Source organism: Corynebacterium axilliensis (assembly GCF_046097495.1).
In the GTDB taxonomy this organism is placed as follows: Bacteria; Actinomycetota; Actinomycetes; order Mycobacteriales; family Mycobacteriaceae; genus Corynebacterium.
Map to the genome: position 1 here is coordinate 2,511,490 of NZ_CP175768.1, position 25,766 is coordinate 2,537,255.

Consider the following 25,766-nt stretch of genomic DNA (forward strand, 5'->3'; position numbering starts at 1 on the left):
AATAAGTGTAAACCCGCCACCATGCGCCACAGGCATCGCGAGAGGGTGATTATTCTTACAGCAATTGCCCTCGGGTATCAGAGCAGGTCGTTCGTGCCGATGGAGGCGAAGTCCGCCGCACCCAGGAGCTGTTCGGCGGTCAAGGCAGCGGCCGGGGTCTCCACCATCACGCCGACCTGGGGCAGGCCGAAGGAGCGGGCGCGGCGCACAAACCACTCGGCCTCCTCCTGCGTGGCCACCATAGGGGCCATGACCCACAGGTCGCAGCCGTCGACCGCCTCGCGCGCCATGGAGAGAGGTGCAGCCCGCGGCGGCCAAGGGCGGACCACGCGGCGGCGCCCGAACGCCTGAGCACGCCCGCATACATCTCCGCCTGCTCCGTCACGGTCGGCGCGCTCTCCCGGTCCACGAAGAGGAACTCGGTGCGGAGCAGGCCGCAGCCCTCCAGGTCCAGGCCAGACGCTGCGGCGGCGTCTGCGACGGTGCCGATGTTGGCCAGCAGCGCCACCCTGTGGTTGTGCTCCGCCGAGCCCGTGGAGCCCGCCAAAGCAGCCGCGCGGCGGCGCGACCGCTCGGCCAGGGCGGCGGTGTCAGTGTCGCTGGGGGTGATGATGACGTCGCCTGAGGTGCCGTCGATAGCTACAAAGCTCCCGGGCGCGACCCCGAGGATACCTTTGGCCTGCACCACGGCAGGGATGCCCAGCTGGGCGGCGAGGATCGCGGTGTGGGAGGTCGCGCCGCCGGCCTCGGTGACGATGCCGAGGACCCGGGCCGGGTCCAGGGTGACGGTTTCCGCGGGGGCGAGGTCCGCGGCGACGAGGATCGAGGGGTTCTCTCTCGCATGCGCTCTCTCAAACGCACAAGAGTGAGTATGGCCAAACGCACTGACAGGGCCATGGAATCAGCCTGGCAATCAGCTGCTAGTCAAACTGGGCGGGGCGCTTTTCCAAGAAGGCCATTACGCCCTCTTTGTGCCCGGCCGAGGACATCTGGGCGTACTGCGTCGGCTCCTCCCAGGCTAGCTGCTCCTCAAGCTGGCCCAGCGCGGTGCGGTTGATGGCCTCCTTGGCCTTCGCCAGGGCGTCGCGCGGCGCGGCGTGGAAGCACTCGGCCACCTTCAAGGCGGTCTCTAAGGCCTGGCCCCGGGGCGCGCGCTTGGCGACGATCCCCGCGTCCTCCGCCTCCTCGACCCCCAGCTTGTCCTGCAGCAGGGATAGCGCCAGGGCGCGGTGGCGACCCAGCGAAGCGTAGGCGCTCAGGCTCACGCCACCATCCGGGATGAGGCCAATCTTTCCGAAGGGCAGCGTGAAGTAGGATTCCTCTCCGCCCACGATGAGATCGCAGGCCAAGGCCAGCGAGGCGCCCGCGCCGGCGGCCGCGCCTTCGACCGCGGCGATGACAGGAACCTCGGCGGCCTGAATCTGCGCGATGAGTGCGTTGAGCTGCGGCAGCATCGTCGACTCCGCCGGGTCCGGTACCTCGCCTGACTGCTGCGCGGCGGCTGCGGCCTGGGCGGCGGCCACGATATCCGCGCCGGCACAGAAGGCGGTCTCGTCACCGGTGATGATGAAGGCGCGGACGGAGGGGTCGCGGGAGGCGCTATCAAGCGCGGCAGACAAGGCGAGGCAGTGTTCCTTGGCAATGGAATTGCGGCGAGAGGAATTGTTGATCTGGGCGATGAGGGCAGCACCCTCGCGCCGGATCAGGATAGCGTCAGTCATGGTTAGTCCTTTACAAGGTCGGTGAGGGAGGAGATGATGCGCTCGGCGTCGGCGGTGATGCGGGAGACGATGTCGGCGCACGGGGCGACATCGTGGATGAGGCCCTGCGAGGTACCGCAGGTCCACACCCCGGCATCCAGGTCACCGGTTTCGTAGACTGCGCGGCCGCGCTTGCCGGCGACCAGGTGGCGGATATCGCCGAATTCCGCGCCCTGCGCTAGGCGCTCGGCCACCTCGTCGCTCACGGCGTTTTTGGCCACGCGGGTGGAATTGCGCAGCTCGCGGAGGATGAGCTGGGTATCGAGCTCAGAGCGCTCCACGATGGCTTGTTTGACGTTCTCGTGCACCGGCGCCTCCGCAGACGCGACGAAGCGGGTGCCCATGTTGATGCCCTCGGCGCCCAGGGTCAAGGCAGCGGCGAGCCCGCGGCCATCGGCGAATCCGCCGGAAGCGATGATGGGGATATCCAGCTGGTCCGCTGCCGCCGGGATGAGTACCAGGCCCGGAATGTCATCCTCGCCCGGGTGTCCGGCGCACTCGAAACCGTCGATGCTCACGATGTCGACACCCACCTTCTGCGCGCTAAGCGCGTGGCGCACCGAGGTGCACTTGTGGATGACGGTGATACCGGCGTCCTTGAAGGCCGGCATGTGGTCCTTCGGGTTATTACCGGCGGTCTCGGCGATCTTCACGCCTTCTTCAATAATGACGTCGCGGTACTCCGCGTACGGCGGCGGCGTGATGGCCGGCAGCATGGTGAGGTTGACGCCGAAAGGCTTGTCCGTGAGCTCCCGGGCGCGGCGGATCTCCTGGCGCAGGTCCTCCGGGGTGGGCTGGGTCAGGGCGGTGATGATGCCGAGTCCGCCGGCATTGGACACAGCCGCGGCGAGCTCAGCGCGGCCGACCCACTGCATGCCGCCTTGGATGATTGCGTGCTCGATGCCGAGCATCTCAGTAACGCGGGTGGAAACCATGGTGAACTCCTTAGGTGAATGGCTATTCGGAAAGATGGGCGCGCAAGCGCTGGATGAGGTCTTCCGGAAGGGGGGTGGGCCGGCGCTGCGTGGTGTCAATGACTACGAGCGTGGCCGTCGCCGTCACGCAGGACTTTCCCTCCTGGATGAGCTCGTGGGTGACGGTGTAGGAGGTGTTCCCGATGTGGGAGACCCACACGCGGGCCTCGATGGAATCGGCGTAGGTGAGCTCGGCGTCGTAGACGACGTTAAGGGAACGCACCACGTGAACGATGCTTTCTGTAGAGATCGGGCCGATGAGATCTTTCGCCGCGCGCACCCGGGCTTCCTCCACGAGGGTGACGATGGTGGCGTTATTAACGTGGGCGTTCGCGTCCTGGTCGGACCACCGTAGGGCGAGGGTTACCGGGATGGCGTTGTCGGGGGCGCGCATAGTCCTCCTTGGGTGAGCGATTCTGAGTGTTGTATGTCACTATACATGCGAATTGTGGTTCGCAACTCGCGTTCGTGGAGAAATGTTTCAGGCGCTAACACTGAGCAGAAGTAGCTCCGCACGCGTCACTGGATTGCTCAGGTCAACGCTGCACAGCTTCTCTACCTTGTCCAGCCGCGCGCGCACCGTGTGGCGGTGCACCCCCAGCTCCGCCGACGCGGTGGCGAGGTTCGCGTTGCCCACGAGGAATGCGCGAAGGGTTTCGGTGAGCTCGGTGCCGTGACGCGCGTCGTGCGCGGCAAGTACGTCTACAGTTCTCGCGCGCCGGGTAGCCAGCGCCTCGGGCACGCCTGGTTCCGCCAGCCAGGAGGGTGCCGCGGAGCTGTACGGGGAGGTGGTGCCCATGGGGAGGCTGCGCGCATGTGCGGTAAGCGCTGAAGCGACCGCGGGGCTCAGCTCCTGCCACTGCGCATTCCGCAAAATAGCCACCCGCAGGTAGCGCGCATGCTTACTCCACAACTCGTCCTGCGCGGCCCCGGGCGGCAGGGCGATAAGGGCGGAATCGTGGTCGGGACGGGCAAAGAGCACTGGCTCAGCCTTGTCGAGCTCGGAGAGGGTACGAGCGAGCCGCGACGGCGACGGGGCGGCGATGTGGACAAGGTCGATGGAGCCATGGCGGTCCACCATATGAAAGGCAGCCTGCAGGGCGGGGCTGTCCAGTCCGGCGAGCTGTGCGTCGAGCGCCAAAGCGCCCAAAATGGTCTGCGCCGTGGTGTCGGGGTGGTCTAAGAGCAGGCTGCTCAAACCCGCCAGGTGGCGAATGAGGGCGCGGGCGTAGGAATCGAACTTTTCTGTGCGGGTCACGGCCACGGCGAAGCGGCGTCCGGTGGAGCCAAAGACGCTGGTGATGGTGGCGCCCGCGCTTGTCGACGTCCCCGCGCCCCGCCCCGTCTGCTCCGCCGCCTCTCGTGCCGCTGCCTCGGCGCTTCGTCCGCCGTGGTCCACTCGGCTCACCGTGGTGGACGTGCTGGACACCGCCACCGCAGCGCCGAGCTCCTTGCTGGCCTGCGCAATAAGCGCGCCGATGCCGTCGGCGGCTGCCTTGTTGAGGCGTTCTTGTTGGCGGTGAAGAGCGAATTGCGCGTTGTTGTTTAGACGCGACTGCTCCTGCGATACCGCAGACATGATGGCGATAAACCGCGTGGCGCGGGGAACCTCGATGAGGGTGAGGTGGTGGCGGCGGCAGGCGTCGACAAGCGCCTGTGGAACCTGGGAAAATGCCAGGCCTGTGCCGAATCCAATGCCGTGCACGCCCGCGGCGGTCAGGGAGGCGGCATAGTGCTCGAAGCCCTCCTCGTTGTCCTCGAAGGCCAAGCCAAGGGTGAGAATGAGCGCGCCCGGCGTGGTGAACTCGGTGGGGTCTGAAAGCTCAGAGCTGTGGATGGTGTCGAAGTGGGCGGGGCCTTCGAAGATGGGGCGCAGGTTGAGCGAGCGCTGATTGCTCAGCCAACGGAATGAGATCTCACGCATGGTGGACACACTACACAGTCGGTGGTCCTAAATTTGTACACTTCGTCCATAGAGTTGTGCGAGTGTTGTGGGACACACTATGTGCATCGCAGTTACCTACAGAACGTAAAGGAGCATCATGCAGGAACTTGAGTACCACATCGAGCAGTCCCGCCACCTGGGCCAGCAGGTCCCCGGCCCGAAGAGTGCCGCGCTGGATGAGCGCCGCAAGAACGCCCTGCCGGCCGGCATGGCGCCGTCCCTGCCGGGGTACGTGGTCGACGCCGACGGCGGCATTCTTGTCGACGCCGACGGCAACCGCTTCATCGACCTTGCCTCCGGCATTGCCGTCACCTCCGCTGGCGCATCCAACCCGGCCGTCGTTGCCGCCGTTCAGGAGGCCGTCGCGCACTTTACCCACACCTCTTTCACTATCTCCCCGTACGAGTCCTACGTGGCCGTGGCGGAAAAGCTCAACGAGGTCACCCCGGGCGACCACCCGAAGAAGACCGCGCTGTTCAACTCCGGCGCCGAGGCCGTGGAGAACGCCGTGAAGATTGCCCGCAACTACACCGGCAAGCGCGGAGTCGTGGTCATGGACCGTGCCTTCCACGGCCGCACCAACCTCACCATGGGCATGACCGCGAAGCAGCAGCCGTACAAGAACGGCTTCGGGCCCTTTGCCCCGGAAATCTACCGCGCGCCGATGTCCTACCCGCTGCGCGACGGCCTCAGCGGTGCCGAGGCCGCCAAGCACACCATCACCATGATTGAGCAGGAAGTCGGCGCCGCCAACCTGGCCTGCGTGGTCACCGAGCCGATTCAGGGCGAGGGCGGCTTCGTCGTCCCGGCCGAGGGATACCTGGCCGCCATCCAGAAGTGGTGCAACGACAACGACGTCGTCTTCATCGTCGACGAGATCCAGGCCGGCATGATGCGCACCGGCACCTGGTTCGCCTCCGACCACGAGGGGATCGTGCCGGACATGGTGACCATTGCGAAGGGTATTGCCTCCGGCATGCCACTGTCTGCGGTCACGGGCCGCGCCGAAATCATGGACGCCCCGCAACCGGGTGGTCTGGGTGGCACCTACACCGGTAACCCGGTGGCCTGTGCCGCAGCACTGGCTACCTTCCAGGAATTTGAGGAGAAGGACTTCGGCGCTCGCGCCCAGAACCTGGAGAAGATCGCCCGCGAGGAGCTGGAGCCAATTCTTGGCGATTCCCGCGTGGCCGAGTTCCGCGGCCGCGGCGCCATGCTCGCCCTCGAGTTCGTGACCGCCGACGGCGAGCCGGACTCCGAGCTCGTGCATAAGATTGCCGGCGGTGCCAAGTCCGAAGGCGTACTCCTTCTCACCTGCGGCTTGGACCACAACGTCATCCGCTTCCTGCCGTCCTTGGCCATCCCGGAGGACCTGTGGCGCGAGGCGCTGCAGGTAGTGGTGAAGCAGTTCAACGAGTTTAAGTAGGCCGGGCAGGGTCGCAGCGCGCGGTGCCTGTGTGGAAATCAGCCGAGGAAGCTCTTGGAGCCCAGTGGTTCGAGAGGCTTCCTCGGCTGCTTTCGTCGGTTAGAGCGACAGTTCAAAGCCTTGCTCGGGGTAGGCCTCACGCAATATTCCCTCGTGCCAATCCCACACTCCTTGCTCCGGCATGGGCACCGGCGCCTTGCGAGCGGAGAGGATGTTGTCCACAACCCGCTGAAGCTCCCACTTGATGCACGTGCCGGTGTAGCGCAGGAAAATGTATCCAGCTAGTACTGCGTCGTTTCCCTTCCAACGGTCCCTGATAAACACGGTGCGATTGTCAGCCCGGTGTACCGAGTAACCGTCGATCTCAATGATGGCATTGAGCTGGGGGAGATAGATGTCCCAGTAATAGGCCCCCATGTACACATTGTTTTCTACACGCAGGCCACGTTCTTTGAGGGCGCGGATGAGGATCCTTTCTGCGCCGCTGTCAGTGGCAAGGGCTGCTCTGCTGAGTAGAGCCTTAGCTCGCGCGGATAGTCGGGTTCCTGCGTTATCTCTTTCCACGAATGCGTTTCCTTGGCGCCTCCGGTAAAAGCTCTCCAAGACGGTGATGGCGAGGGCATCATCATCGAGATGCTCGATGGCCAGGCACGGTATGTGAGCATCTATCCCATCAACGCATAGCGAGGAAAGGCGGTTCGTGCGGACCCCTGTGAAGTACGTCGACGAAGGCAGGCGTTGGTCATGTGCGACGGTGAGGGGGAGGGTTAGTTCCTGCCCCAAATAGAGTTCTGCGGCAGACTTGCCTGTGGCGAGAAGCCCCGGCCACCGCGCCGACAGTACGGCGATGAGCTCGCGTGCGGTGGGTTCGCGATGAAGGTAGACGCGGTTACAGATCTTGACGTAGCGCCCGGAAGCTACTCCGCGGTAGATCGCTGAGCTACTGATGCCGGTGACGACCAAAGTGGTCATGATATCCCCCTGAAATGATTGAGTGCTGCACCCCGCAGCACTGTCAGCGTAGCTTCATGGGGACGATTGCGCAGGGCGGAGTCTCCCTATCCCGAAGAAAACAGCCAAGGAGACCGCGAGATCCAGCAGGATCAGGCAGTCTCCTCGGAAGATTTCTCCGGCTTAAGGAGGCGAAGAAGCTTTACTTCTCCACGTAGTACATCTGCTTGTTCACGAACTCATCCATGCCCAGCGGACCCAGCTCGCGGCCGAAGCCGGAGCGCTTCACGCCGCCGAAGGGGATTTCTTCGCCTTCGCCAGCCGGGGTGTTGACGTTGGCCATGCCGCACTCGAGGCGGCGGGAGATGGCGGCAGCGCGCTCGGGATCCTGGGAGAAGACCGTGCCGCCCAGGCCGTACTGGGTGTTGTTGGCCAGGTCGAGGGCCTCGTCGTCGCTGCTGACCTTGTACACAGCTGCGACGGGACCGAAGAACTCCTCGTAGTAGATGTCGGAGCCAACCGGGATATCGGTAATGACGGCGGGGGAGACGTAGGCGCCCTTTTCGGAAAGCTCGCCGCCCACGCGCAGGTTGGCGCCAGCTTCGACGGCGCGGTCGAGCTGGTCGCGCAGCTTCTCAGCAGCATCGCGGGAGGACAGTGCGGAGTAGCCGCCTTCCTTCTCCTTGTCCGGGGTGACCGGAACGGCAGCGTCGGCGAGGCGCTCGAGCTCGGCGACGAACTCGTCGTAGATGTCCTCCATGACAATCATGCGCTTGTTGGAGTTGCAGGCCTGGCCGGTGTTGTACATGCGGGTCTTCCACGCCAGCTGGGCGGCAGCCTTGACATCGTCGGTGTCCAGCAGCACGTACGGGTCGGAACCGCCGAGCTCCAGCACGGCCTTCTTGAGGTTCTCGCCAGCCTGTGCGCCGACGATGGAACCAGCACGCTCGGAACCGGTGAGGGACACGCCCTGCACGCGGGAGTCGGAGATGATGGTGGAGATCTGGTCGTGGTTGGCAAAGACGTTGTTGTACACGCCTTCCGGAACGCCAGCGTCATCCATGATCTTCTGCACGGCCAGTGCGGAGCGCGGGCAAATCTCGGCGTCCTTGAGAATGATGGTGTTACCCAACATCAGGTTCGGGGCGACGAAGCGCGCGATCTGGTAGTAGGGGAAGTTCCACGGCATGATGCCCAGCAGCGGGCCGAGGGGCAGGCGACGGATAACGGCGGTACCGTTGGACGCGGTCGGAATCTCCTGGTCCTTGGTGAAGTCCTCGCCGTTCTCGGCGTAGTACTTGATGATGGCGCCGGAGAACTCGGCTTCCTCGACAGCTTCGGAGTGGATCTTGCCCATCTCCTCGCCGGCGATGGTGGCGAGCTCGTCCTTGCGCTCTACAAAGAGCTCGGACACGCGGGTCATGATTTCTGCGCGCTCGGACATCGGGCGCTCAGACCAGGCGCGGTATGCGGCGGCGGACTTGGCCAGAACGGCCTCGATCTCGGCGTCGGTAGCCTGGTCAAAGTTTTCGACGACTTCGTTCGTTACGGGATTTTGTACTCGGTAGGTGTTAGACATTAGTCACTCCTTATCTCGTGTGCGTTTATACCAGGGTTTCCTGGACGTCGTCTCGGGACGTGATGCGCGTGAGCGTTTCACCCTTGAAGAAGCCCGGGTGGGCGAAGCGGGTGAAGAGCATGAGCACCACGCCAAGGCCCAAGATAGCGACACTCAGAATGAAGACCATTCCGATGCCCCCGATCTCGGACCCCGAGCCGTAGGACGGGTCCATGGAATCGTAGGCGGTGATGAAGAACATCATAAGCAAGAATCCGCCGCCCACGGTGGGGAAGAGGAACTTGAACACGATGCTGTGCAGGGAGCTAAACAGCTCGTGGCGGAAGTACCAGATGCAGGCCACAGCGGTGATGCCGTAGTAGAAGCACACCATGAGGCCCATCGTGGCAATGGTGTCCCACAGGGCGTTTTCTGAAATCAGACGCGTGGCTGCATAGAAGACGGCAGCTGCCACCGCGGAGGCGATGGTCGCCGTCGATGGGGAGCGGAAGCGCGGGCTGATTTTGGCGAAGGCCGGGGGCAGCGCCCGGTAGTAGCCCATCGCGAGCAAGGTGCGCGCCGGGCCGACCATGGTGGACTGCAGGGAGGCGAAGGACGAGGACAGGACCGCGATGTAGATGAGGATCGAGGCCTTGCCCAGCACCGGCTCCGACAGTGCGGCGAAGATGGACTCCTGGTTGTCCGGGTTGCCGGCGCCCAGACCGGTATCACCGGTGCCGGCCCAGCTGATGACGGCGAGCGCTGTGAGGATGTACAGGGCGATGATGATGAGCACCGTAATCGTCGCTGCGCGGCCCGGGGTTTTCTCGGGGTTCTTCGTCTCCTCGTTCATCGTGAGGGTCACGTCCCATCCCCAGAACATGAAGATGGACAAGGAGATGCCGGCAGCCACCAGGGAGAAGCTACCGATTCCTGCGGGGTTGAACCATTCCAGGGAAATCGGTGTGAAGTCGAAGCCACCGTGGGTGTAGGCGTTGTGGATCGCCACGACGTCGAAAAGCACGATGGCGGCGATTTGTATTGCAACGAGCACGTATTGCAGCTTCTGGGTGGAATCAAGGCCGCGGTAGGAGATGTACCCCGCGATGGTGATGAAGGCGAAGGTGGTGGGGATGTTGACCCACAGGTTGCGGGTCAGGTCGCTGATGGCGGGGTTGCCAAAGAGCTGGCCCAGTAGCAGGTAGAAGAAGTCTACGGCGACAGCGGCCAGGTTCGACAGAACCAGGATCGTCGCGGTGATGAGCCCCCAGCCGCCCATCCATCCGGCCCATGGCCCGAAGGCTTTGGTGGCCCACGTGAACGAGGTGCCGGAGTCTGGAACCGCGTTGTTGAGCTCGCGATAGGCAAAGGCCACGAGCAGCATGGGGATGAAGCCGAGCAGGAGGACGGCGGGGACGTACTGGCCCACAGCGGAAATGGTGGGTCCAATACCGGAGGTCAGAGTGTAGGTCGGGGCGATGCAGCTGACGCCAATGACGACGGCGCCGAGAAGGCCTACGCGGCCGGTGGCAAGCCCCTTGTCGGAGGAGCTGCCGCTTATCGTTGTAGTGGGGGCGGTTGGGGGAGTTGCGGTGGTCATGTGTTCTTGCCACCTTTCGGGATGAGGTTCTCGTCCTCGCCGGCTTGCATGTATCCAGCCGGCACGACGAGCATAGGGACGGGGATAAGGCGCAACATGCGCGAGGCAGTGGTGCCGAGGAACAGACGGCCGGGAACGGCCATGCGGGAGGAGCCGACGACAGCCAGCTCGCCGTGGTCCCACTCGAGTTTCTCCAAGGCTTCGGCGACGTCTTTGCCGGAGGCTACTTCGGTGGTGGCGTGCCCGGCGTCGAGCATGTGCTGGGCGACGTCTCCGAGACGTCGATTAGCGTAGGCGCGGACGGCGCTGGGAACATCGGTGCCGAGGCCCTGCATGTCCGACTCGCCGCTGAGGACGAGCGAGACGAGCCGCAGCGACACCCCGCGGCGGCGGGCGCGGTCGAGTCCGATGGCGATGACGTCGGAGGTTCCTTGGCGGGGGCCAAAGAACGTGGTGATGCGGGAGATCGGGCCAGGGTGGGAATATCCCCGCGGTGCGAGCGCGACCGGTACCGGAGCGGAATGCAGCAGCGCGTTGACCGCGGATCCCATCTTGAAGCGACCGAGGATTCCACCCTTACGCGCGCCGACGACGAGGATATCCGCGCCCAGCTCCTGCGCCGTGGCGCTCAAGGCCGCGGCCTCGGAATCGCCCGGTACGATGCGCGCGGTGGCGTTGATGCCTTCGGGGACTTCAGCCAGAGCGTCTTCAAGCCAGCCAGCAATCTGTTCTTCCAGGATGGAGCCGTAGCCGCGGTCGTGCGGGTAGACGCCGGAGAACGAGTTCTGGGCTGGGGCGACCATGACGATCTCGAGGCGGACGTTGCGCTCCTTGGCAAGGGCAATGCCCAGGCGAAGGGCGTCCATGCCGTAGTCGGTAGAAACGTAGCCGACGAGGATCGCGCCGCTGGCGCCGCGCCGTGGGAAGTCAGAGGCGGACATGGCTACTGTGCCTTCTCAGCGATGGTCAGCGCAGCGATCTCGCCCTGGCGAATGGCGCCGTCGACGTGCTGGTAGCCCTCGGCGGCGATGTCGGAGCAGGCGTAGTAAATCGGGCCGGTCGGCTCGTTTTGCAGGTGGCCCCAGCGCGAGAGCCCGCCCAGATCGTAAGAGGTGGCGTAGGCGCCGCGAGTCCACTCTTCCGCCGCCATGTCGGAGAGGTAGAAGGCGATGGGCTCCTTGGTCTTCGGGCCCAGGTAGTCCGCCATGGCCTCGAGGATGCGCACCTTGCGCTCCTCTGCAGACAGGTGCCACATCTCTTCGGCGTAGACGTCGGAGACGAAGCCGACAAGGGTGCCATAGCGGTCCTCTTCTCCGTCGGTGGATTCCGCGAAGTTCTTGCCGTAGTTGGTGTTGTCGTACACTTCCTGCACCAAGCGGCCGCCGCCGAAGCCGGTGCCGGACAGACCGTCCTCGCGCCAGAACGGGGTCTCGTAGACCGCGTGGACCTTAATGACCAGGCCCATGGAAATGTGCTGGTGTGCGATCTGCTGGTCGCGCGGCATCGGCGGCACAAAGGAAATGCGGTTGTAGAGGTTCGGCGGCACTGCCAGTACGGCGAAGCGCGCCTTAACCGTGACCTTCTCAGAGTAGGCGGTGACGTTGCCCGGCTCGCCGTTGCCGGCCACACCGTTGCGCACGTCGGCCTCGATCTTGTTGAGCTCATCGGCCGTGGAGGGGTCCGGCTCGACCCAGTGCAGCTCGCGGACCGGGGTGCCCAAGTGAACGTCCTCACCCAGGCCCTCAGCCAGCGTCAACGACACGGACTGCATGCCGCCGACCACGCGCTTGTCCAGGATGAAGTCCTCGTCCACGAGGTTGCTAAAGGAGCCTGCGGAGCACGCCATGAGGACTGCCTGCAGGGTGGAGAAGGCGTAGGAAGGCTTGGTCAGCATGCCGGAGGCAACGTAGATGGAGACGTTATCGATCGCCTCGGCATCGTCGGAGAGCGTTTCCAGCCAGTTGCGGAAGGAGATGGAGTCCAGCTCCTTCGCCTTCGGGTGGGACCACGGGTTGGCCGGGTCCATCTCGGCGGCGAGGTCATCCATGATCTTGATGAGGCGGTCCATCTCGGCGATGGTCTTCTCGTCGGCGGGGAAGACAGTGCCCTCGTATTCGTGGCGGGTGCCGTCTGGGGCCACGTAGATGGACTTGCCCTCGCGGTAGCGGGAGAAGGTTTCGAGGCCGAGCTCGTCAACGAGCTCGATGAGGCGGGTCTGGTCTGGGGAAATCCACTGGCCACCCAGCTCAACGAAGTGCTCCACGCCGTTCGCGTCCTTGACCTTGCCGTTCCAGGTGCGGCCACCGACGCGCTCGCGAGCCTCGAGGACGGCGACGCTCAGCCCCTTCTTCTTGAGCGTGTGGGCCGCCATGAGGCCGGCGGGGCCGGCGCCGATGACGACGACGTCACGCTCGATGACGGGATTGTCGGATGGGATAAGGGAAGTCATGATGGTGTCTCCGTTCCTATGGGACGATGGAAGGACAAGTGAGACGAAAATGAACTATATTCATTTTGTGTCACGTATCACTGTACAGAACAAACGTAATCTAAGACAAGGACTTTGGACTGTGGTGCGTAACCGATCTAAAGGTCGTCCGACTAAGCCGCTGGTCAATCGCGATAAAATCGCGCAGGCTGCGCTCACCATTGTGGGGGAAGAGGGGTATGAAAAACTGACCATGTCCCGCATTGCACGGAGGCTAGGTGTGGGAACCAGCGCGCTCTATAACCACGTTTCGGGGAAAGACGATCTGCTGGCCCTCGTGGAAGATGTCGTCATGGAGCAGGTCGAGTGCGGGCCTTTGCGCGCGGTACTTGCTGGAGCCCCAGAGCGCACGCCCCACGGGGCCTTGATCGAGTGGGCTATGTCCTACCGCGACGTGTGCGCGCGGCACGCGCCACTTGTGCAGTTCATTGCCACCACCCCCATCTCCGGAGCACCCCGCACCGTGGAGATGTATGAGCTGGTGGCGCGGGTCCTCGAGCACGCCGGTGTGGCGCGCGAAAACATCGTCCCCCGCATTGTCGCGCTGGAGTCCTTCATTTACGGCAGTGCCTACGATGTCCATGCCCCCACGGACATCTTTGAGGTACTGCCCGGAAGTCAGGAGAGCGCCCCCACGCTCATGGCGGCACAGGCTGCCTTCCTGCCGGCGGAGGACGCCGGGGAGCCGGACACGAACCCCTATGCGGACGAGCCCTTTCGTGTAGGGCTCGCCGCGTTATTGGCAGATCTTGCTGGTTAGCCCTCCCAGGGCTCAATCCCAGCCCGCTCCCAGGCCTCGAGGAACTGCGTCGTCTCCTCTTCGTTGGTGATGGACACGCGCACGCCTTCGTCGAGGTAGCGGCGGATAACTACACCCTGGTCCAGGACCTTCTGCTCTACGTCGCGGGCATCCCCGCGGGGCAGCCACACGAAGCTGCCGTAGGACTGCTGGGCGCCGAGGGCCTGAGTCACGCGGTCGCGCTGGGCCTTGGTCTCCGCCACGGCGTCGTCAAGCTCGTCGTGGTGCTTGAGCACTTCCACCGCGGCCATCTCTGCCATGGTGGTCACCGTAAGCGGCAGGGAGAGCAGCTGCAGGGCCTTGATGAGCTGAGGGCCGGCCACCGCGTAGCCTACGCGCATGCCGGCCAGGCCCCACGCCTTGGAGAAGGTGCGCACGCCGAGCAGGTTGGGGTAGCGGGTGTATTCCTCCACGGAATCCGGGGTATCGGGGGCATCGTTGTACTCCCAGTAGGCCTCGTCGAGCAAGACCACGACGTCCTCCGGGACGCGGTCCATGAAGGCACGGAATTCGCCGCGGGTGAAGACCGTTCCGGTGGGGTTGTTGGGGTTGCACAGGATGATGAGCCGGGTCTTGTCGGTGATGGCGGCCAGGGCGGCGTCGAGATCCACGGCGTAGTCGTCGGTAAGCGGGGTGAGGATCGGCTCGGCGCCGGCCATGCGCACGTAGAGGGGGTAGGCCTCGAAGCTGCGCCAGGGGACCACGACTTCGTCGCCGGTCTGGCAGCAGGCCAGAATGGTGGCCTGCAGGATGGGAGTGGAGCCGGCAGAGACGAAGATGTGCTCGGCGGGCACGTCGAGGTAGTTGCACAACGCGTTGGTGAGCTCGGGGCTGCCCGGCTGCTGATAGCGGTTGGTGGAGGAGGCGGCCTCCGCCACCGCGGCGATGATGTCCTTCGAGGGCTCGAACGCTACCTCGTTGGAGGACAGCTTGAGGGCATCCGGGTAGTCCTTGCCCGGCTGGTAGTCGGGGAAGGCATTGAGGTCATTGCGAAGCACAGATCAGTCCTTTCTAAATCATGTCCCAGATGGTCACGGCCATAATGAGCAGGCCCATGCCGAAGACGAAGTAGTTCCAGGGGTCGTTGCGGAATTTCTTGTACACGTCCAGCTTCTTGAACATGTATACCGGTACGAGGTACACGATGAACGCCACGAACACGCCGGAGACCACAGAAATCATGGAAATGATGGACGGGTTGAACACCGCCACCAGCGTGGTGCACACGAAGGCGATGACGTAGATGATGTTGAGCAGCGTGCGGTGGGAGACCCTTTCTGCCAGCGCCGGGGCGGCGTTGCGCAGCAAGTATTCCGTGCCCTCCTCGGTGCCCAGCATGTGGCCGAAGTAGGAGGAGACGATGGCGCAGATGACCACGACGGGCGCCATGTAGGCCATGAACGGGGTGCCGGTGACGTTGGCAAAGTACGACAGGACCGGGATGTTTTGCTCCAGTGCCTCATTCATGCCGTCCGCGCCCAGAGCGAGGACACAGGACCACACGAAGAACATGGTGAAGACCACCAGCAGGATGGAGGTGTAGAACTCGGTGCGGGACACGCGCTTTTCTGTCTTCTCGCCGTACTGCGGCTGCATGTCGATGGCGAACTGGGACAGGGCCGCCATGTGGGAGAAGGAGAACACCAGCACCGGCAGGATGAGGAAGATGCCCTTGAGGATCTGTCCCAGGCCGTCCGCGCCGTCGTCGTAGTGGATGAAGCTGTGCAGGTCCCAGCGGGGGATGAGGTAGATCGAGGTCACCGCCAACGCGATGATGAGCGGGTAGACCAGCACCTGGGCCAGCCAGATCATGGGCTTGCGGCCGATAGCGAAGGCACCGGTCATGACGCCGACGCAGATGACGGCGAGCAGCGGGCGGTTGATAGACGGCCCACCCAGCTGGTTGACAATAAAGCTGTCTACGGCGTTGGTAATGGACACGCCGTAGATGAGCACCGTGGAAAAGACGGTGATCCAATACAGCACCGCGAAGATGATGCCGGAGCGCTTGCCTAAATACTGGGAGACCAGCTCCAGGATGTCCTTGCCGTGGTCCTTCTGCGGGGCACCGGCGACGATGCGCGCGTAGGTGCGGTGGGAGAAGTACACCAGCGGGAAGATAAAGACCGTGGCGAAGACCAGTGGCCAGAAGCCGAAGCCGCCGGCGTTGAGCGGCAGGAAGAGGATGCCGGCGCCCACGGCGGTGCCGAAGAGCGTGATGATCCAGGAAGCGGTGGAGGCGGCTGGGCGCTGCTTCGCGTCTCCGTCGGTCCCGTCGGTGCTGTGCTGGGGCGGGGCGTGGTCGTCCTCGGTGAGGCGAATCGGGCGGGAGTTGCTAGTGGTACTCATGATGGGTCCTTAGGCGGTCCTTGGTGCGATGGGGAGGGAATGGTCCTGGTCGGTGATGATGTTGATGAGCGCGGGCACGCCCTGGTTCTGGATGGCGTCGAGCGCGCGGGCGACGGCGCCGGCGGCCTGGGAGTCCTCGGTGACGAGCTCGCCGTGGGCGCCGAAGCTCTTGGCCACCTCCGCAAAGTCCGGGTTGACCAGCTGCGTTCCGGAGACGCGGTCCGGGAAGTGGCGCTTCTGGTGGTCACGGATGGTGCCGAACTCACCGTTGGACATGACGATGATGAGGAAGGGCGCGCCGTATTGCAGGGCGGTGGCCAGCTCCTGGCCGTTCATGAAGTACTCGCCGTCGCCGGCGATGGTGACGACGGTGCGCTCGGGGAACTGCAGCTTGGTGGCCACGCCCGCGGGCACGGAGTAGCCCATGGAGCCGTTGCGCACGCTGAACTGTGAGGGGTAGACCGCAGAGCGCAGGAACTGCTGCGCCCAGATGCAGTGGTTGCCCGCGCCGAAGGTGTACAGGGAATCCTGCGGCAACTGCTCATGGAGCGCGGCGAGGATGGACTCCAGGTGGGCGGTGCCGTCCTTGCCCGGGCGGTAGTCCGCCGGCTGGGGCAGGGTGGCGAACTCGAGGTGGTGGGCGTGGGCGGTGTCGAACCATTCGCCGCGCTCGGCCGTACCCTCCAGGGTGAGGTCCTCCAGCGCGGCGGCGAAGGCCACCGGGCTGGCCACGATGTGGCGCTCAAGTGCTACGGAGTGCCCGCGCAGGCTGGTGTCCGGGTTGATGGCGATGTTGCGGGCCTGCGGGGACTGGCGCAGGGTGTAGCCGTCCGTGGGGACGTCGCCCAGCACGGCGCCGATCTCAACGACGAGGGAGGCTGCCTCGAGCAGCTGCGCGGCGCGCGGATCGCGCCCGTAGCCCAGCCACCCGGCGTTGGCGGGGGAGTCAAAGGGCACGCGGTCGGCGGCGCGGAAGTCCTGAATGATGGGGATGCGGTGGGCCTCTGCAAAGCGCGTAATCTGCTCCGCTGCCTCCGGCGTCCAACGCGGGCCGCCGGCGAAGAACAGGGGGCGCTCGGCGCGGGCTAGCTCATCGGAAAGGAAGTCCAGGTCCGCGGCCGAGAGTGCGCCCTCCGATACCGGGATAGGCTGGTGGATGGTGCCCGTGAACTCTTGGTGGAGGACATCCTCCGGCAGGCCCACGATGACGGGGCCGGGGCGGCCTTGCTTGGCCTGGAAGAAGGCCTCCGCCACCACGCGGGAGGCGCGCGCGGGATCGTCGAGAACGAAGACCTGCTTGGCCTGGGTGCCGAACCACGCCTTGGGGTCGAACTCTTGGAAGGACTCGCGGTCGCGGTCGGAGACCGGGATGAGGCCGACGAAGAGGACCAGCGGAGTGGCGTCCTGCCAGGCGGTGTGGATGCCCACGAAGGCGTTGGCCGCGCCGGGTCCGCGCGTGACCATGGCCACGCCCGGCTCGCCGGTGGCCTTGCCGTGGGCCTCTGCCATGTACGCCGCGCCGCCTTCCTGGCGGGTGACGATGGCCTCCACCGGGGAGTCGTAGAGTCCGTCGAGGACCGGCAGGAAGCTTTCGCCGGGCACAAGGAATGCGCGGCTGACGCCGTGCGCGGCGAGGGTTTCGGCGATAGCGATGCCGACGTGTGACATTAGGAACCTCCCTAGATTTACTGTGTTGGTGGTCCCATTATTCTGGGCTGATTCCATGTTGTCTAATGCCGATAAAGTTGGATAGTCATGCCTTTAGGGCATGATCTGTGGTAGGAGTAGGGGAATGGACATGGTGAAGGCCAGATATCTCCTGACCCTGGCAGAGAGCGGAACGGTCACCGCAGCCGCGGAGCGCTTAGGGATCACACAACCGGCGTTGAGCCGGCAGCTGCGGCGCTTTGAGGAGGAGCTCGACCTGGAGCTCTTCGCGCGGGCAGGATCGACGCTGGTGCTTACCGACGCCGCCCGGGCCCTCCTCCCCATCTGCCGGCGACTCCTTGCCGACGCCGCCCGCGCCGGCAGGGCGGTGGAGGTCCTCCGCGCGGGCACGGCCCCGGCGCTGCGGGTGGCGGCCACGCCGACGACAATCTCCACGCTGCTGGCTCCCTTTATTGAGGAGGCCGGCTCCGCAATTCCCCTGCTCACCAGCATCCCCACCTCGCACTACGAGGTCTTCGACGCCTTGGAGGGTGCCGCGGACATGGTCATCGCGCCGATCCCGCCGGTGCGCGAGGTGGCCTCGCTGCCGCTGGGCTCGGTGCCCGTGCGCGCCTGGGTCCCGCCCGCACACCCCTTGGTGGCGGAGTGCAGCGGCGCGGCCACGGTGGAGGCTCGGCGCCTGCTGGAGGAGCGCTTGGTTTTACCGTCGCGCAGCAGTGTCTCGCGCGGCGTGATCGATTCCTTCATTGGTTCCGCGGGCCTGAGCCTGGGCCCGCACGTGGAGTGCGATGACACGGCGACACTCTGTGCGCTTGCACGCGCCGGGCGGGCCGTGGCGCTCATGACGGAGCTGCAGCCGGACAGGCTGGTGGGCTTTGACATCGTGGCCGGGGAAGAGAGCATCGGCGGGGTTCCGCTGGTGGCCGCCTGGCGCCCTGGCCACTTCGCGGGCCAGGAGCTCGCGGACCTGGCGGAGCGCTTCCGCGGCTTTATCGCGCGCTCGCTGTGCTAAGCCCGGTCCGGTGGGGGCGGGGCAGCTACGCCAGGAGGGCCTCAGCAATGAGTGCTAGCGCGGCGCTGATGGCGACCACCACCACGATGCGGTTGAGGATCCGCGCGTTGATGTAGCGGTTGAGGAAGCCCGCGGCGATAAGCCCCACGATAGCCACGGGCAGGTAGGCCGCAGCGGCGGTGAGGTGTAGCTGGGTGACCTGCCCGTGGAGCGCCAGGATGACCAGGGAAATGAGCGTGCCGACGATAAAGGTGCCAGACAGGGTGCCGCGCACGCGGTCCGGATCGTAGCCCTTGAGCACCAGCGCCATGGGCGGGCCGCCAATGGAGGTCGAGGTACCTAAGAACCCGGAGGCCACGCCCGCCACCGCGATGGTGGACGTCGTGCGCTTCGGCGACCAGCCGAGGCTGGACAGCGTCATGGCCAGGATGACGGCGCAGCCAATGAAGAGGGATAGGCCGGGGTGGGAGAGCGAGGCAATCGCCCACGCGCCGAGCATTGAGCCCGGGATGCGCGCGAGGGAGGAGATGGCCACGATGTCCCAGGACACTGCCGCGCGGGCCTTGAGCATAGTGGTCGTGGAAATGACGAAGGCCAGCAGTAGAACCAGCGTGGGCACGAGCTCCGGTGCAATGAGCGCCAGGATCGGGGTGGCAATGGTGCCGAGCCCAAAGCCAATTGTTCCCTGACAGATGGTGCCCACGAGGATGAGCACACCGATGAAGATGTAGAGCCCGCTAACCATTGCTCTACTATCTCACAGCACTTCTGCACCCTAAGAGGCGCGCACGGTGACCTTTTCGTTGGACGCGATTTCTTCCAAGCGGTCGGCGGAGCACAACCCGGACACGACAACGGCGGAGCCGCCGGCCGCCAGCGGCTCAAGGACCGCGCGCTGGAAGGACGCGAAATCCTGCCAGCCCTGGGAGAGCACGCGCTCGGCTTCGAAGTCGGTGGGGAAGAGCTGGGGCAGCGGGGTGGTCCGGCCATAGAACTGATCCCCGTAGAAGCGCACGGTGGGGCCAAAGTCAATGGTTCCCAGGGGCAGCTCCCCGCCGCTTTCCACCACGCCGCGCCCGAACGGATCCTGGGTGACGAGCACGGTGTCCGCGCCGGGAACGCCGCCGGCGGCAAAGGACTCGGGGGAGGTGAAGACGACAGCAGGGGCGTCGGTAGCTGGGGCGCCGGCGGCAGGGGTGTTGCCAGCTGCTTCGTTAGAGCGGGGCGTGCCGTCGGTGATATCGAAGTCCACGCCCGCGGCCAGCGCCCCGAGCGCGATGACCGCCGCCTGCCAGGACACGGGCAGGTCGATGCGGATGCGCGCCTCACCGCCGGGCTCTAGGTCCAGCTCCTCCAGCAGCATGTTGGCAATCTTGGAGGCCCAGTTGTCCAGGGTCTGCGCCGAAAAGTCCATGCGCGTGCCGTCGGCCTCGTTGTAGACGCTCAGGCGCGGGGCGGCGGCGTCGGCGGACAGGAGGTGCTGTAGGAGTTCCATGTCCGCCCATCGTAGGTGGCGGGCCGGATGCCCGCCACGATCCTTCTGCTAGTTCACGCAGCGCGGGCCGTCGCCGCCGGCATCGATCTCCGGGGCGACCTCGGCGGTGCCGAAGTCATCGCCCGGGGTACCCACCTGGTCCTCCGAACCCGCTGCAGAGTCGGCTTCGCTGGCCTGGGCGGCCTCTTCCTCCATGGCGGAATCGTCCTTGGGGCCGGCGTAGTCGTCGGTGGCGACGACGATGAAGGTATCCGGATCGAGGTTCTCGTTCGCCGTCACCGGCAGGCCACCCATCTGCTCCGCCAGCGCTTGGGCGCGCTCGTCGTTCGCATCGGCGGCGACAATCTGGGACTCCGAGTAGAGGCCCGACTGTGCGTTGGCGGTGCGCTCGACGGAGTAGCCCACGTTCTTCATCCACGTACCGATACCGCCGGCCATGCCGTCCACGGTGCCGGCGTTGAGCACGTGCAGCTCCATGTCGTCCGCCACGGGCTTCTCATCCACCTCGGTGTTGTCCTCGGACGGCGCGCCCTCCGGCTGATCGCTGGCCTCGGCCGCCTCCTGCGACTTGGCCAAATCATCCATGAAGCGGTGGACCTCGGCCGTATCGATGGTGACCACGGACTCGCCGTAGTCGCCCGTGCCGGTAATCGAGGTCACCGGGATGGTGGTAAAGGTGACGTTGCCGCCGGCCAAGCCAGCGAGCTGGGTGACAAAGCCCATGATGTCCCAGTCGTCATCGATGACGACGGATCGCTCCACGGCATCCGCAATCTTGTTGAGCTTGCCGGGCGAGGTCAATGTGCCCGAGTCCAGCACCTTGGAGGTCAGCGAGGCCATGTAGGCCTGCTGGCGCACGATGCGGTCCAGGTCGCCGCGCGGCAGGTCGTAGCGCTGGCGCACGAAGGACAGGCCCTGGGCACCGTGCAGAGTCTGGCGGCCCTTGGGGAACTTCGCACCCGACATCGGATCATCCACGTCGTTGTTGAGACAGACGTCGACGCCCCCGACGGCGTCGGTAAGCAGCACAAAGCCGAGCAGTCCCACCTCGGCGTAGTGATCCACGCTGACATCCGTGAGCGTGCGCACCATGGAAATCAGCCCCGCGCGGCCGGCCTCCGTGCTTTCCTTCTCCATCTCCTTCTCGGTATGCGGAGCCTTCTTGCCGGCTGCCTCGGCCTCGGCGTTTTCCTGGATGAGCTCCTGCATCTTGTCTTCTTTGTGCAGCGCAAAAACGGCGTTGATCTTGGTGTTGCCGAATTCGCCGTCGTGCACGTAGGTATCGCGCGGGATGGAGACCGCGGTGGCGCGGGAGCCGTCGTTGGGGATGCGGATGACCATGATGGTGTCCGTATTTTCTTCACCCTCGGCCACGCCGGCGTGCAGGTCCGCCAGCTCCTGCTCGGAGAGGGGATTGCCCTTGGCGTCCGTGCGTGAGTCCTTGCCCACCAGCAGGATGTCCACGGCGCCATCGAGACCGTTGTCCTTAAAACCACCGTCGTTGCCCAAGGACAGGTTCGAGGCAGACGAGATGTCATTGCCCAGCTTGCCGACGGTGAAATATCCCACGCCGGAGAGCACCAGCACCACCGCGGACAGGAAGGACACGACTGCCTTGACCGGGGTGGAGCCGCGCTGCGGCGCGGACACGGGGGAGGACGGCGCGGCCTGGATGCGGCGGGCGGCGCGTGGGGAATTCGGGGAAGTCACGGCACATAGTCTAAGTGAGCGAACCCGAAAACCGTGAAGCAGTGTCGCGAGCGCGTGCAGCGTGGCAGGTTTAGTACTCTCAATGCCATCGTGAAAGAACTACGCAAACCTCTCGCCGTCGTGACGGTGACGTTCTCCCCCGGCCGCTACCTCGGCGCCTTCCTGACCTCGCTGCGCGCGGCCACGGCGCGGGACACGTATGTGGTCCTCGCGGATAACGGATCCACCGACGGCGTGCCGCAGGCCGCAGCCGCGGAACACTCCGGCGTGGAATTCTTCGCCACCGGCGGAAACCTGGGCTACGGTGCCGGAATGAACGCCGGCGCGCGCTACGCCCGCGAGCGCGGCGTGGACGAGGAGTTCTTCCTCATCGCCAACCCGGACGTCACCTTCAACCCTGGCTCCCTGGACGAGCTCATTGAGTGCGCTCAGCGTCACCCGGAGGCTGCGGCGGTGGGACCGCGCATCGTGGAGCCCGACGGCACCAACTACCCCTCGGCGCGCGCCGTGCCGACCCTGGCCACCGGCATCGGGCACGCCTTGCTGGGCTCGGTGTGGCCCTCCAACCCGTGGTCGACGGCCTACCGCGACGACGCTGACATGGACACCGAGCGCCCCGCGGGCTGGCTCTCCGGCTCCTGCCTCTTGGTGCGCTGGGAGGCCTTCGAGCAGATTGGCGGCTTTGACGAGCGCTACTTCATGTACCTGGAAGACGTGGACCTAGGAGACCGCTTCACCCGCGCTGGTTGGGACAACATCTTTTGCCCGACTGCGGAAATTACCCACGCCAAGGGACATTCCACCCAGGCGCACCGCGGCGCGATGCTGCGCGCCCACCATGATTCGGCCTACCGCTTCCAGGCGGACCGGCATCCGCGGTGGTTCGAGGCGCCGCTACGCGCGGCCCTGTGGCTGGGCCTGCGGCTGCGCGGCGTGGCGGTTAGCGCGTGCCGCGACCGCTCCTAGGGCCGTGTGGCGGATACACTAAGCCTGATTTATCAGTAAGAGTTAAAGGAACGCAGAGACACTATGACTGATGCAGCACCCCAGTGGGGTTCCACGGCAGATGCCGTGATTCTGGTCGGTGGCCGCGGCACCCGCCTGCGCCCGCTGACGATTGGTACGCCGAAGCCGATGCTGCCGACGGCGAACTACCCCTTCCTGCAGCACCTTTTGGCCCGCATCAAGGACGCCGGAATTGAGCACGTGGTGCTGTCTACGTCCTTCAAGGCGGAGGTCTTTGAGGAGTACTTCGGCGACGGCTCCGACTTGGGCCTGGAGATTGAATACGTGGTGGAGGAGACCGCGCTGGGTACCGGCGGCGGAATCCGCAACGTCTACGACAAGCTGCGCCACGACGCCGTTATGGTCTTCAACGGCGACGTCCTGTCCGGCATGGACCTCAACGGCATCTTGGACACGCACCACGCCAAGGATGCGGACGTGACGATGCACCTGCTCAACGTGGCGGACCCCCGCGCGTTTGGTTGCGTGCCGACGGATTCCAACGGCCGCGTGACCGCCTTCTTGGAGAAGACCGAGGATCCGCCGACGAACCAGATCAACGCCGGCTGCTACGTGTTCAAGCGCGAGGTCATCGAGACCATTCCGGCAGACCGCGTGGTCTCCGTGGAGCGCGAGACCTTCCCGCAGCTGCTGGAGTCCGGCCGCCTCGTGGTGGGCCACGTGGACAACTCCTACTGGCGCGACATGGGCCGCCCGGATGACTTCGTGCGCGGTTCCTCTGACCTTGTGCGTGGCATCGCCCACTCGCCGCTGCTGGCGGGCCGCACCGGCGAGTCCGTGGTGGATGAGTCCGCCGGTATCGCCGGCGGCGTGCTCCTGCTCTCCGGCACTGCGGTGGGTCGCGGCTCCGAGATCGGCGCGGGCTCGCGCCTGGATGGCACCGTGGTCTTCGACGGTGTGAAGATTGAGCCGGGGGCGATCATTAGCAACTCCATCATCGCCTCGGGCGCGCACATCGGCGCCAACGCCCACATCGACAACTGTGTGATTGGCGAAGGCGCGACCATCGGCGCGCGCTGCGAACTGCAGGGCGGCATGCGCGTCTTCCCGGGTGTGAGCATCCCGGATGCGGGCGTGCGTTTTCAGCTCGGACGCTTAAGCGCCGAGTGCGGCATCGACGTAGCTAGCCGGTCCGGCCGGCCGGCAGGCAGGCAGGGGCGCCGAGGGAGGACAGCTTCCTTCGGCGCCTTTTTGTCGTTTCTTGTTGCTTCTACGTTCTTGCCGCCATGTGCCGCGTGGTGTGTGAGGGATCCACGAGATCTCTGTGCTTGGGTGGCGACACGCCGAGGAAACCTTGGAATTGTTCACAGGGTTAAGGGGTGCCACTACATGTAGTACCCCCTACGTTCACCCCCGCAGGGTGGGTTGTGTGACTGGTGTGAAAATTGGGGATCGTGTGCTGCGTTTTTGTCGAGTTCGCGGAGAAATCACTCGGGACAGGTTGACGATATTTAGTGATCCGGTGTGAAATGACATCAGTGTAATCAACGGCACGGCGGGCACGGCACCAGAAGTAATTCTCGGTGTAGGGTCGGTGCCACCGACTAAGAGAGAAACGACCTCGGAGAAAGGAAGCGGCGTGGACAATAAATCGAATAACAGCGCTATTCTCCGTGGCGGTGCTGCTGCAGAGATGTCGCTCGATGAACTCTTTGGTGCCGTCGAGCAGGAGTGGCAAGACCAGGCGCTGTGCGCCCAGACGGATCCGGAAGCCTTTTTCCCAGAAAAGGGCGGCTCAACCCGTGAGGCCAAGCGTATTTGCCAGGCCTGCGCGGTGCGCGATGAATGCTTGGAGTATGCGCTCGAGCACGATGAGCGCTTCGGTATCTGGGGCGGTCTTTCGGACCGTGAGCGCCGCCGCCTGAAGCGGGAAATCAGCTAGTTCTGAAGAATCCTTCTCCCCGTCGTGGTGCTCATCAGCCTTCTGTATGTGTAGCGAGGCTGGTGGGGTACTGTGACGGGGAGATTTTTATGTCTTACCAGCTAAAGCGCGGGTCAATATCCTCCGGGTCGAGGTTGAGGTAGTTAGCCACCAGGGCGGTAAGCACGGTGGAGAGGAGCTCTTCTCGCTCGCGGGCCGAGCGCACCCGCTCTTCCACGGGCATGCGGAAGATGACTAGGCGGGCGCGGGTGGGCTGGCCGTGAGAATCCACGCCGGCAGGCACGATGCGCCCGAGTGGTACGGGGCCATCCGCGATGATCTCGTCCGGCAGCACAGTCATGTCCACGGACAGGCGCATGCGGGGCACCGTATCCACCGCCAGATCTAGGCCGGCGAGCTGTTCCGCGAAGGAGTTCTGGATGGGGGCGTAGGCCTCCAAGACCGCCATATCGAAGCGCTCAGCGGCGCTGCGGTAGCGCGGGGTGGCCTGCGGCAGCAGCGGCCCGCGGGCGCCGCGGCCGTGGCGGTGGCGGGCCGGGCGGATGTGCGGGCGGGGAGCGTTCATGCGGCTAAGTCTAAAGCGCGGACGCGGGGCGAAAGGCGCAGACTCGCCGCGCAGGACTATTCAAATCTCAAGTTAGGGTTTAGACTTGGGCGCGTGACTTCCTCCCGCCATTGCTCTCGCCCCGGCTGCGGCCGTCCCGCCGTGGCAACGTTGACGTACGCCTATGCCCAGCAGACTGCTGTGGTCGGTCCGCTTTCTGAGGAAGCTGACCCACACAGCTGGGATCTGTGTGAGAAGCACAGCGAGCGCATCACTGCGCCGCAGGGCTGGGAGATGGTGCGCGTGGACCGCATCGAGCTGGATGAGGACGATGACCTCACCGCCTTGGCGGAGGCCGTGAAGGAGGCCGGCCGCGTGACCACTGGGCTCGTCGACGATTCGACGACGGGTTCTGGTGCCGATCCCATTGATTACGCTGCCACCTTCGACGGCGCGGATCCCCGCAATTCCAACCACCCGGTCTTCCGCACGCGCCGCGTGCACGACGCCCGGCAGCGCCGACGCGCACATCTTACGGTGGTGCCCGACGTAGAGTAGCCGGGTACGCGGGTATGCTTG

Annotated in this window: 23 protein-coding genes and 2 pseudogenes; 7 read left to right on the plus strand and 18 right to left on the minus strand. The window is 65.1% G+C overall.

All coding sequences use genetic code 11. The features are described 5' to 3' along the window. Window positions 1–77: 77 nt before the first annotated feature. From ACKFR8_RS12050 to ACKFR8_RS12075, 6 genes and pseudogenes are all read right to left on the minus strand, one after another. A complete protein-coding gene (locus tag ACKFR8_RS12050) occupies window positions 78–290 on the minus strand; it encodes a putative PEP-binding protein (RefSeq protein WP_408930200.1) in 213 nt (70 codons plus the stop codon). A gap of 113 nt (window positions 291–403) precedes the next feature. Then, window positions 404–823, minus strand: a pseudogene (locus ACKFR8_RS12055) (PEP-utilizing enzyme); the annotation flags it as partial. Between the two features lie 97 nt (window positions 824–920). Further along, on the minus strand, window positions 921–1,721 hold the full coding sequence (locus ACKFR8_RS12060) for an enoyl-CoA hydratase-related protein (protein ID WP_408930201.1): 801 nt from the start codon (window positions 1,719–1,721) through the stop codon (window positions 921–923). Window positions 1,722–1,723: 2 nt separating this feature from the next. After that, window positions 1,724–2,695 carry an NAD(P)H-dependent flavin oxidoreductase gene (locus ACKFR8_RS12065; protein ID WP_296132779.1) on the minus strand — a complete coding sequence of 324 codons (972 nt, stop codon included), beginning with the start codon at window positions 2,693–2,695 and terminating at the stop codon, window positions 1,724–1,726. 22 nt (window positions 2,696–2,717) lie between these two features. Beyond that, window positions 2,718–3,128 (minus strand): acyl-CoA thioesterase, encoded by a 411-nt coding sequence (locus tag ACKFR8_RS12070; protein WP_296132781.1) that lies wholly within the window; start codon window positions 3,126–3,128, stop codon window positions 2,718–2,720. 87 nt (window positions 3,129–3,215) lie between these two features. Then, window positions 3,216–4,658 (minus strand): PucR family transcriptional regulator, encoded by a 1,443-nt coding sequence (locus tag ACKFR8_RS12075; RefSeq protein WP_296132783.1) that lies wholly within the window; start codon window positions 4,656–4,658, stop codon window positions 3,216–3,218. Between the two features lie 118 nt (window positions 4,659–4,776). On the opposite strand from ACKFR8_RS12075, the gene gabT reads away from it, so the two are divergent. After that, window positions 4,777–6,105, plus strand: a complete 1,329-nt coding sequence (gene gabT, locus ACKFR8_RS12080; protein WP_296132785.1) for a 4-aminobutyrate--2-oxoglutarate transaminase — start codon at window positions 4,777–4,779, stop codon at window positions 6,103–6,105. A gap of 99 nt (window positions 6,106–6,204) precedes the next feature. Here gabT and ACKFR8_RS12085 read toward each other — a convergent pair whose 3' ends face one another. The 5 genes from ACKFR8_RS12085 to ACKFR8_RS12105 all read right to left on the minus strand — a co-directional run bounded on the left by ACKFR8_RS12085 (window position 6,205) and on the right by ACKFR8_RS12105 (window position 12,663). Further along, the gene (locus ACKFR8_RS12085) at window positions 6,205–7,077 is read right to left on the minus strand and encodes a DUF559 domain-containing protein (RefSeq protein ID WP_296132790.1); all 873 of its coding nucleotides are present in this window, start codon (window positions 7,075–7,077) and stop codon (window positions 6,205–6,207) included. Window positions 7,078–7,258: 181 nt separating this feature from the next. After that, entirely contained in the window at window positions 7,259–8,635 is a 1,377-nt protein-coding gene (locus ACKFR8_RS12090; protein WP_296132793.1) for an NAD-dependent succinate-semialdehyde dehydrogenase, read from the minus strand. A 25-nt stretch (window positions 8,636–8,660) separates the two neighbouring features. Next, on the minus strand, window positions 8,661–10,214 hold the full coding sequence (locus ACKFR8_RS12095; protein ID WP_408930202.1) for an APC family permease: 1,554 nt from the start codon (window positions 10,212–10,214) through the stop codon (window positions 8,661–8,663). Beyond that, a complete protein-coding gene (locus ACKFR8_RS12100; RefSeq protein WP_296132797.1) occupies window positions 10,211–11,155 on the minus strand; it encodes a universal stress protein in 945 nt (314 codons plus the stop codon). The genes ACKFR8_RS12095 and ACKFR8_RS12100 overlap by 4 nt, the downstream gene beginning before the upstream one ends. Window positions 11,156–11,157: 2 nt before the next feature. After that, the gene (locus ACKFR8_RS12105; RefSeq protein WP_296132799.1) at window positions 11,158–12,663 is read right to left on the minus strand and encodes a flavin monoamine oxidase family protein; all 1,506 of its coding nucleotides are present in this window, start codon (window positions 12,661–12,663) and stop codon (window positions 11,158–11,160) included. 124 nt (window positions 12,664–12,787) lie between these two features. Here ACKFR8_RS12105 and ACKFR8_RS12110 point away from each other — a divergent pair, with 124 nt between their 5' ends. Next, window positions 12,788–13,462 (plus strand): TetR/AcrR family transcriptional regulator, encoded by a 675-nt coding sequence (locus ACKFR8_RS12110; protein ID WP_408930203.1) that lies wholly within the window; start codon window positions 12,788–12,790, stop codon window positions 13,460–13,462. On the opposite strand, the gene ACKFR8_RS12115 is transcribed toward ACKFR8_RS12110, so the two are convergent. From ACKFR8_RS12115 to ACKFR8_RS12125, 3 genes are read right to left on the minus strand one after another with little or no spacing between them, the layout of a single operon-like run. Then, a complete protein-coding gene (locus ACKFR8_RS12115) occupies window positions 13,459–14,499 on the minus strand; it encodes a histidinol-phosphate transaminase (RefSeq protein WP_296132802.1) in 1,041 nt (346 codons plus the stop codon). The two genes, ACKFR8_RS12110 and ACKFR8_RS12115, sit on opposite strands and share 4 nt — an antisense overlap. A gap of 13 nt (window positions 14,500–14,512) precedes the next feature. Beyond that, window positions 14,513–15,850 carry an aromatic amino acid transport family protein gene (locus tag ACKFR8_RS12120; protein ID WP_296132804.1) on the minus strand — a complete coding sequence of 446 codons (1,338 nt, stop codon included), beginning with the start codon at window positions 15,848–15,850 and terminating at the stop codon, window positions 14,513–14,515. A gap of 9 nt (window positions 15,851–15,859) precedes the next feature. Beyond that, entirely contained in the window at window positions 15,860–17,518 is a 1,659-nt protein-coding gene (locus tag ACKFR8_RS12125) for a thiamine pyrophosphate-dependent enzyme (protein WP_408930204.1), read from the minus strand. Between the two features lie 130 nt (window positions 17,519–17,648). On the opposite strand from ACKFR8_RS12125, the gene ACKFR8_RS12130 reads away from it, so the two are divergent. Beyond that, window positions 17,649–18,530, plus strand: a complete 882-nt coding sequence (locus tag ACKFR8_RS12130; protein ID WP_296132808.1) for a LysR family transcriptional regulator — start codon at window positions 17,649–17,651, stop codon at window positions 18,528–18,530. Between the two features lie 25 nt (window positions 18,531–18,555). Here the strand turns inward: ACKFR8_RS12130 and ACKFR8_RS12135 are convergent, their stop codons facing one another. The 3 genes from ACKFR8_RS12135 to ACKFR8_RS12145 are packed head-to-tail and all read right to left on the minus strand — an operon-like array spanning window position 18,556 to window position 21,735. Continuing rightward, window positions 18,556–19,275, minus strand: a complete 720-nt coding sequence (locus tag ACKFR8_RS12135; protein ID WP_296132810.1) for a sulfite exporter TauE/SafE family protein — start codon at window positions 19,273–19,275, stop codon at window positions 18,556–18,558. A 30-nt stretch (window positions 19,276–19,305) separates the two neighbouring features. Next, window positions 19,306–20,025 (minus strand): TIGR03089 family protein, encoded by a 720-nt coding sequence (locus ACKFR8_RS12140; protein ID WP_296132812.1) that lies wholly within the window; start codon window positions 20,023–20,025, stop codon window positions 19,306–19,308. Between the two features lie 48 nt (window positions 20,026–20,073). Continuing rightward, window positions 20,074–21,735 carry an LCP family protein gene (locus ACKFR8_RS12145; RefSeq protein WP_296132813.1) on the minus strand — a complete coding sequence of 554 codons (1,662 nt, stop codon included), beginning with the start codon at window positions 21,733–21,735 and terminating at the stop codon, window positions 20,074–20,076. 90 nt (window positions 21,736–21,825) lie between these two features. Between ACKFR8_RS12145 and ACKFR8_RS12150 the strand changes: the two genes are divergently transcribed. The 3 genes and pseudogenes from ACKFR8_RS12150 (at window position 21,826) to ACKFR8_RS12160 (ending at window position 24,643) form a co-directional block, all read left to right on the plus strand. Then, window positions 21,826–22,701 carry a glycosyltransferase family 2 protein gene (locus ACKFR8_RS12150; protein ID WP_408930205.1) on the plus strand — a complete coding sequence of 292 codons (876 nt, stop codon included), beginning with the start codon at window positions 21,826–21,828 and terminating at the stop codon, window positions 22,699–22,701. Between the two features lie 63 nt (window positions 22,702–22,764). Further along, window positions 22,765–23,844: pseudogene (locus tag ACKFR8_RS12155) on the plus strand (sugar phosphate nucleotidyltransferase); the annotation flags it as partial. Between the two features lie 550 nt (window positions 23,845–24,394). After that, on the plus strand, window positions 24,395–24,643 hold the full coding sequence (locus tag ACKFR8_RS12160) for a WhiB family transcriptional regulator (protein ID WP_296132853.1): 249 nt from the start codon (window positions 24,395–24,397) through the stop codon (window positions 24,641–24,643). A gap of 94 nt (window positions 24,644–24,737) precedes the next feature. On the opposite strand, the gene ACKFR8_RS12165 is transcribed toward ACKFR8_RS12160, so the two are convergent. Beyond that, window positions 24,738–25,208 (minus strand): metallopeptidase family protein, encoded by a 471-nt coding sequence (locus ACKFR8_RS12165; protein WP_408930206.1) that lies wholly within the window; start codon window positions 25,206–25,208, stop codon window positions 24,738–24,740. Window positions 25,209–25,301: 93 nt separating this feature from the next. Between ACKFR8_RS12165 and ACKFR8_RS12170 the strand changes: the two genes are divergently transcribed. Next, window positions 25,302–25,745 (plus strand): DUF3499 domain-containing protein, encoded by a 444-nt coding sequence (locus tag ACKFR8_RS12170; protein WP_296132823.1) that lies wholly within the window; start codon window positions 25,302–25,304, stop codon window positions 25,743–25,745. Window positions 25,746–25,766 lie beyond the last annotated feature (21 nt).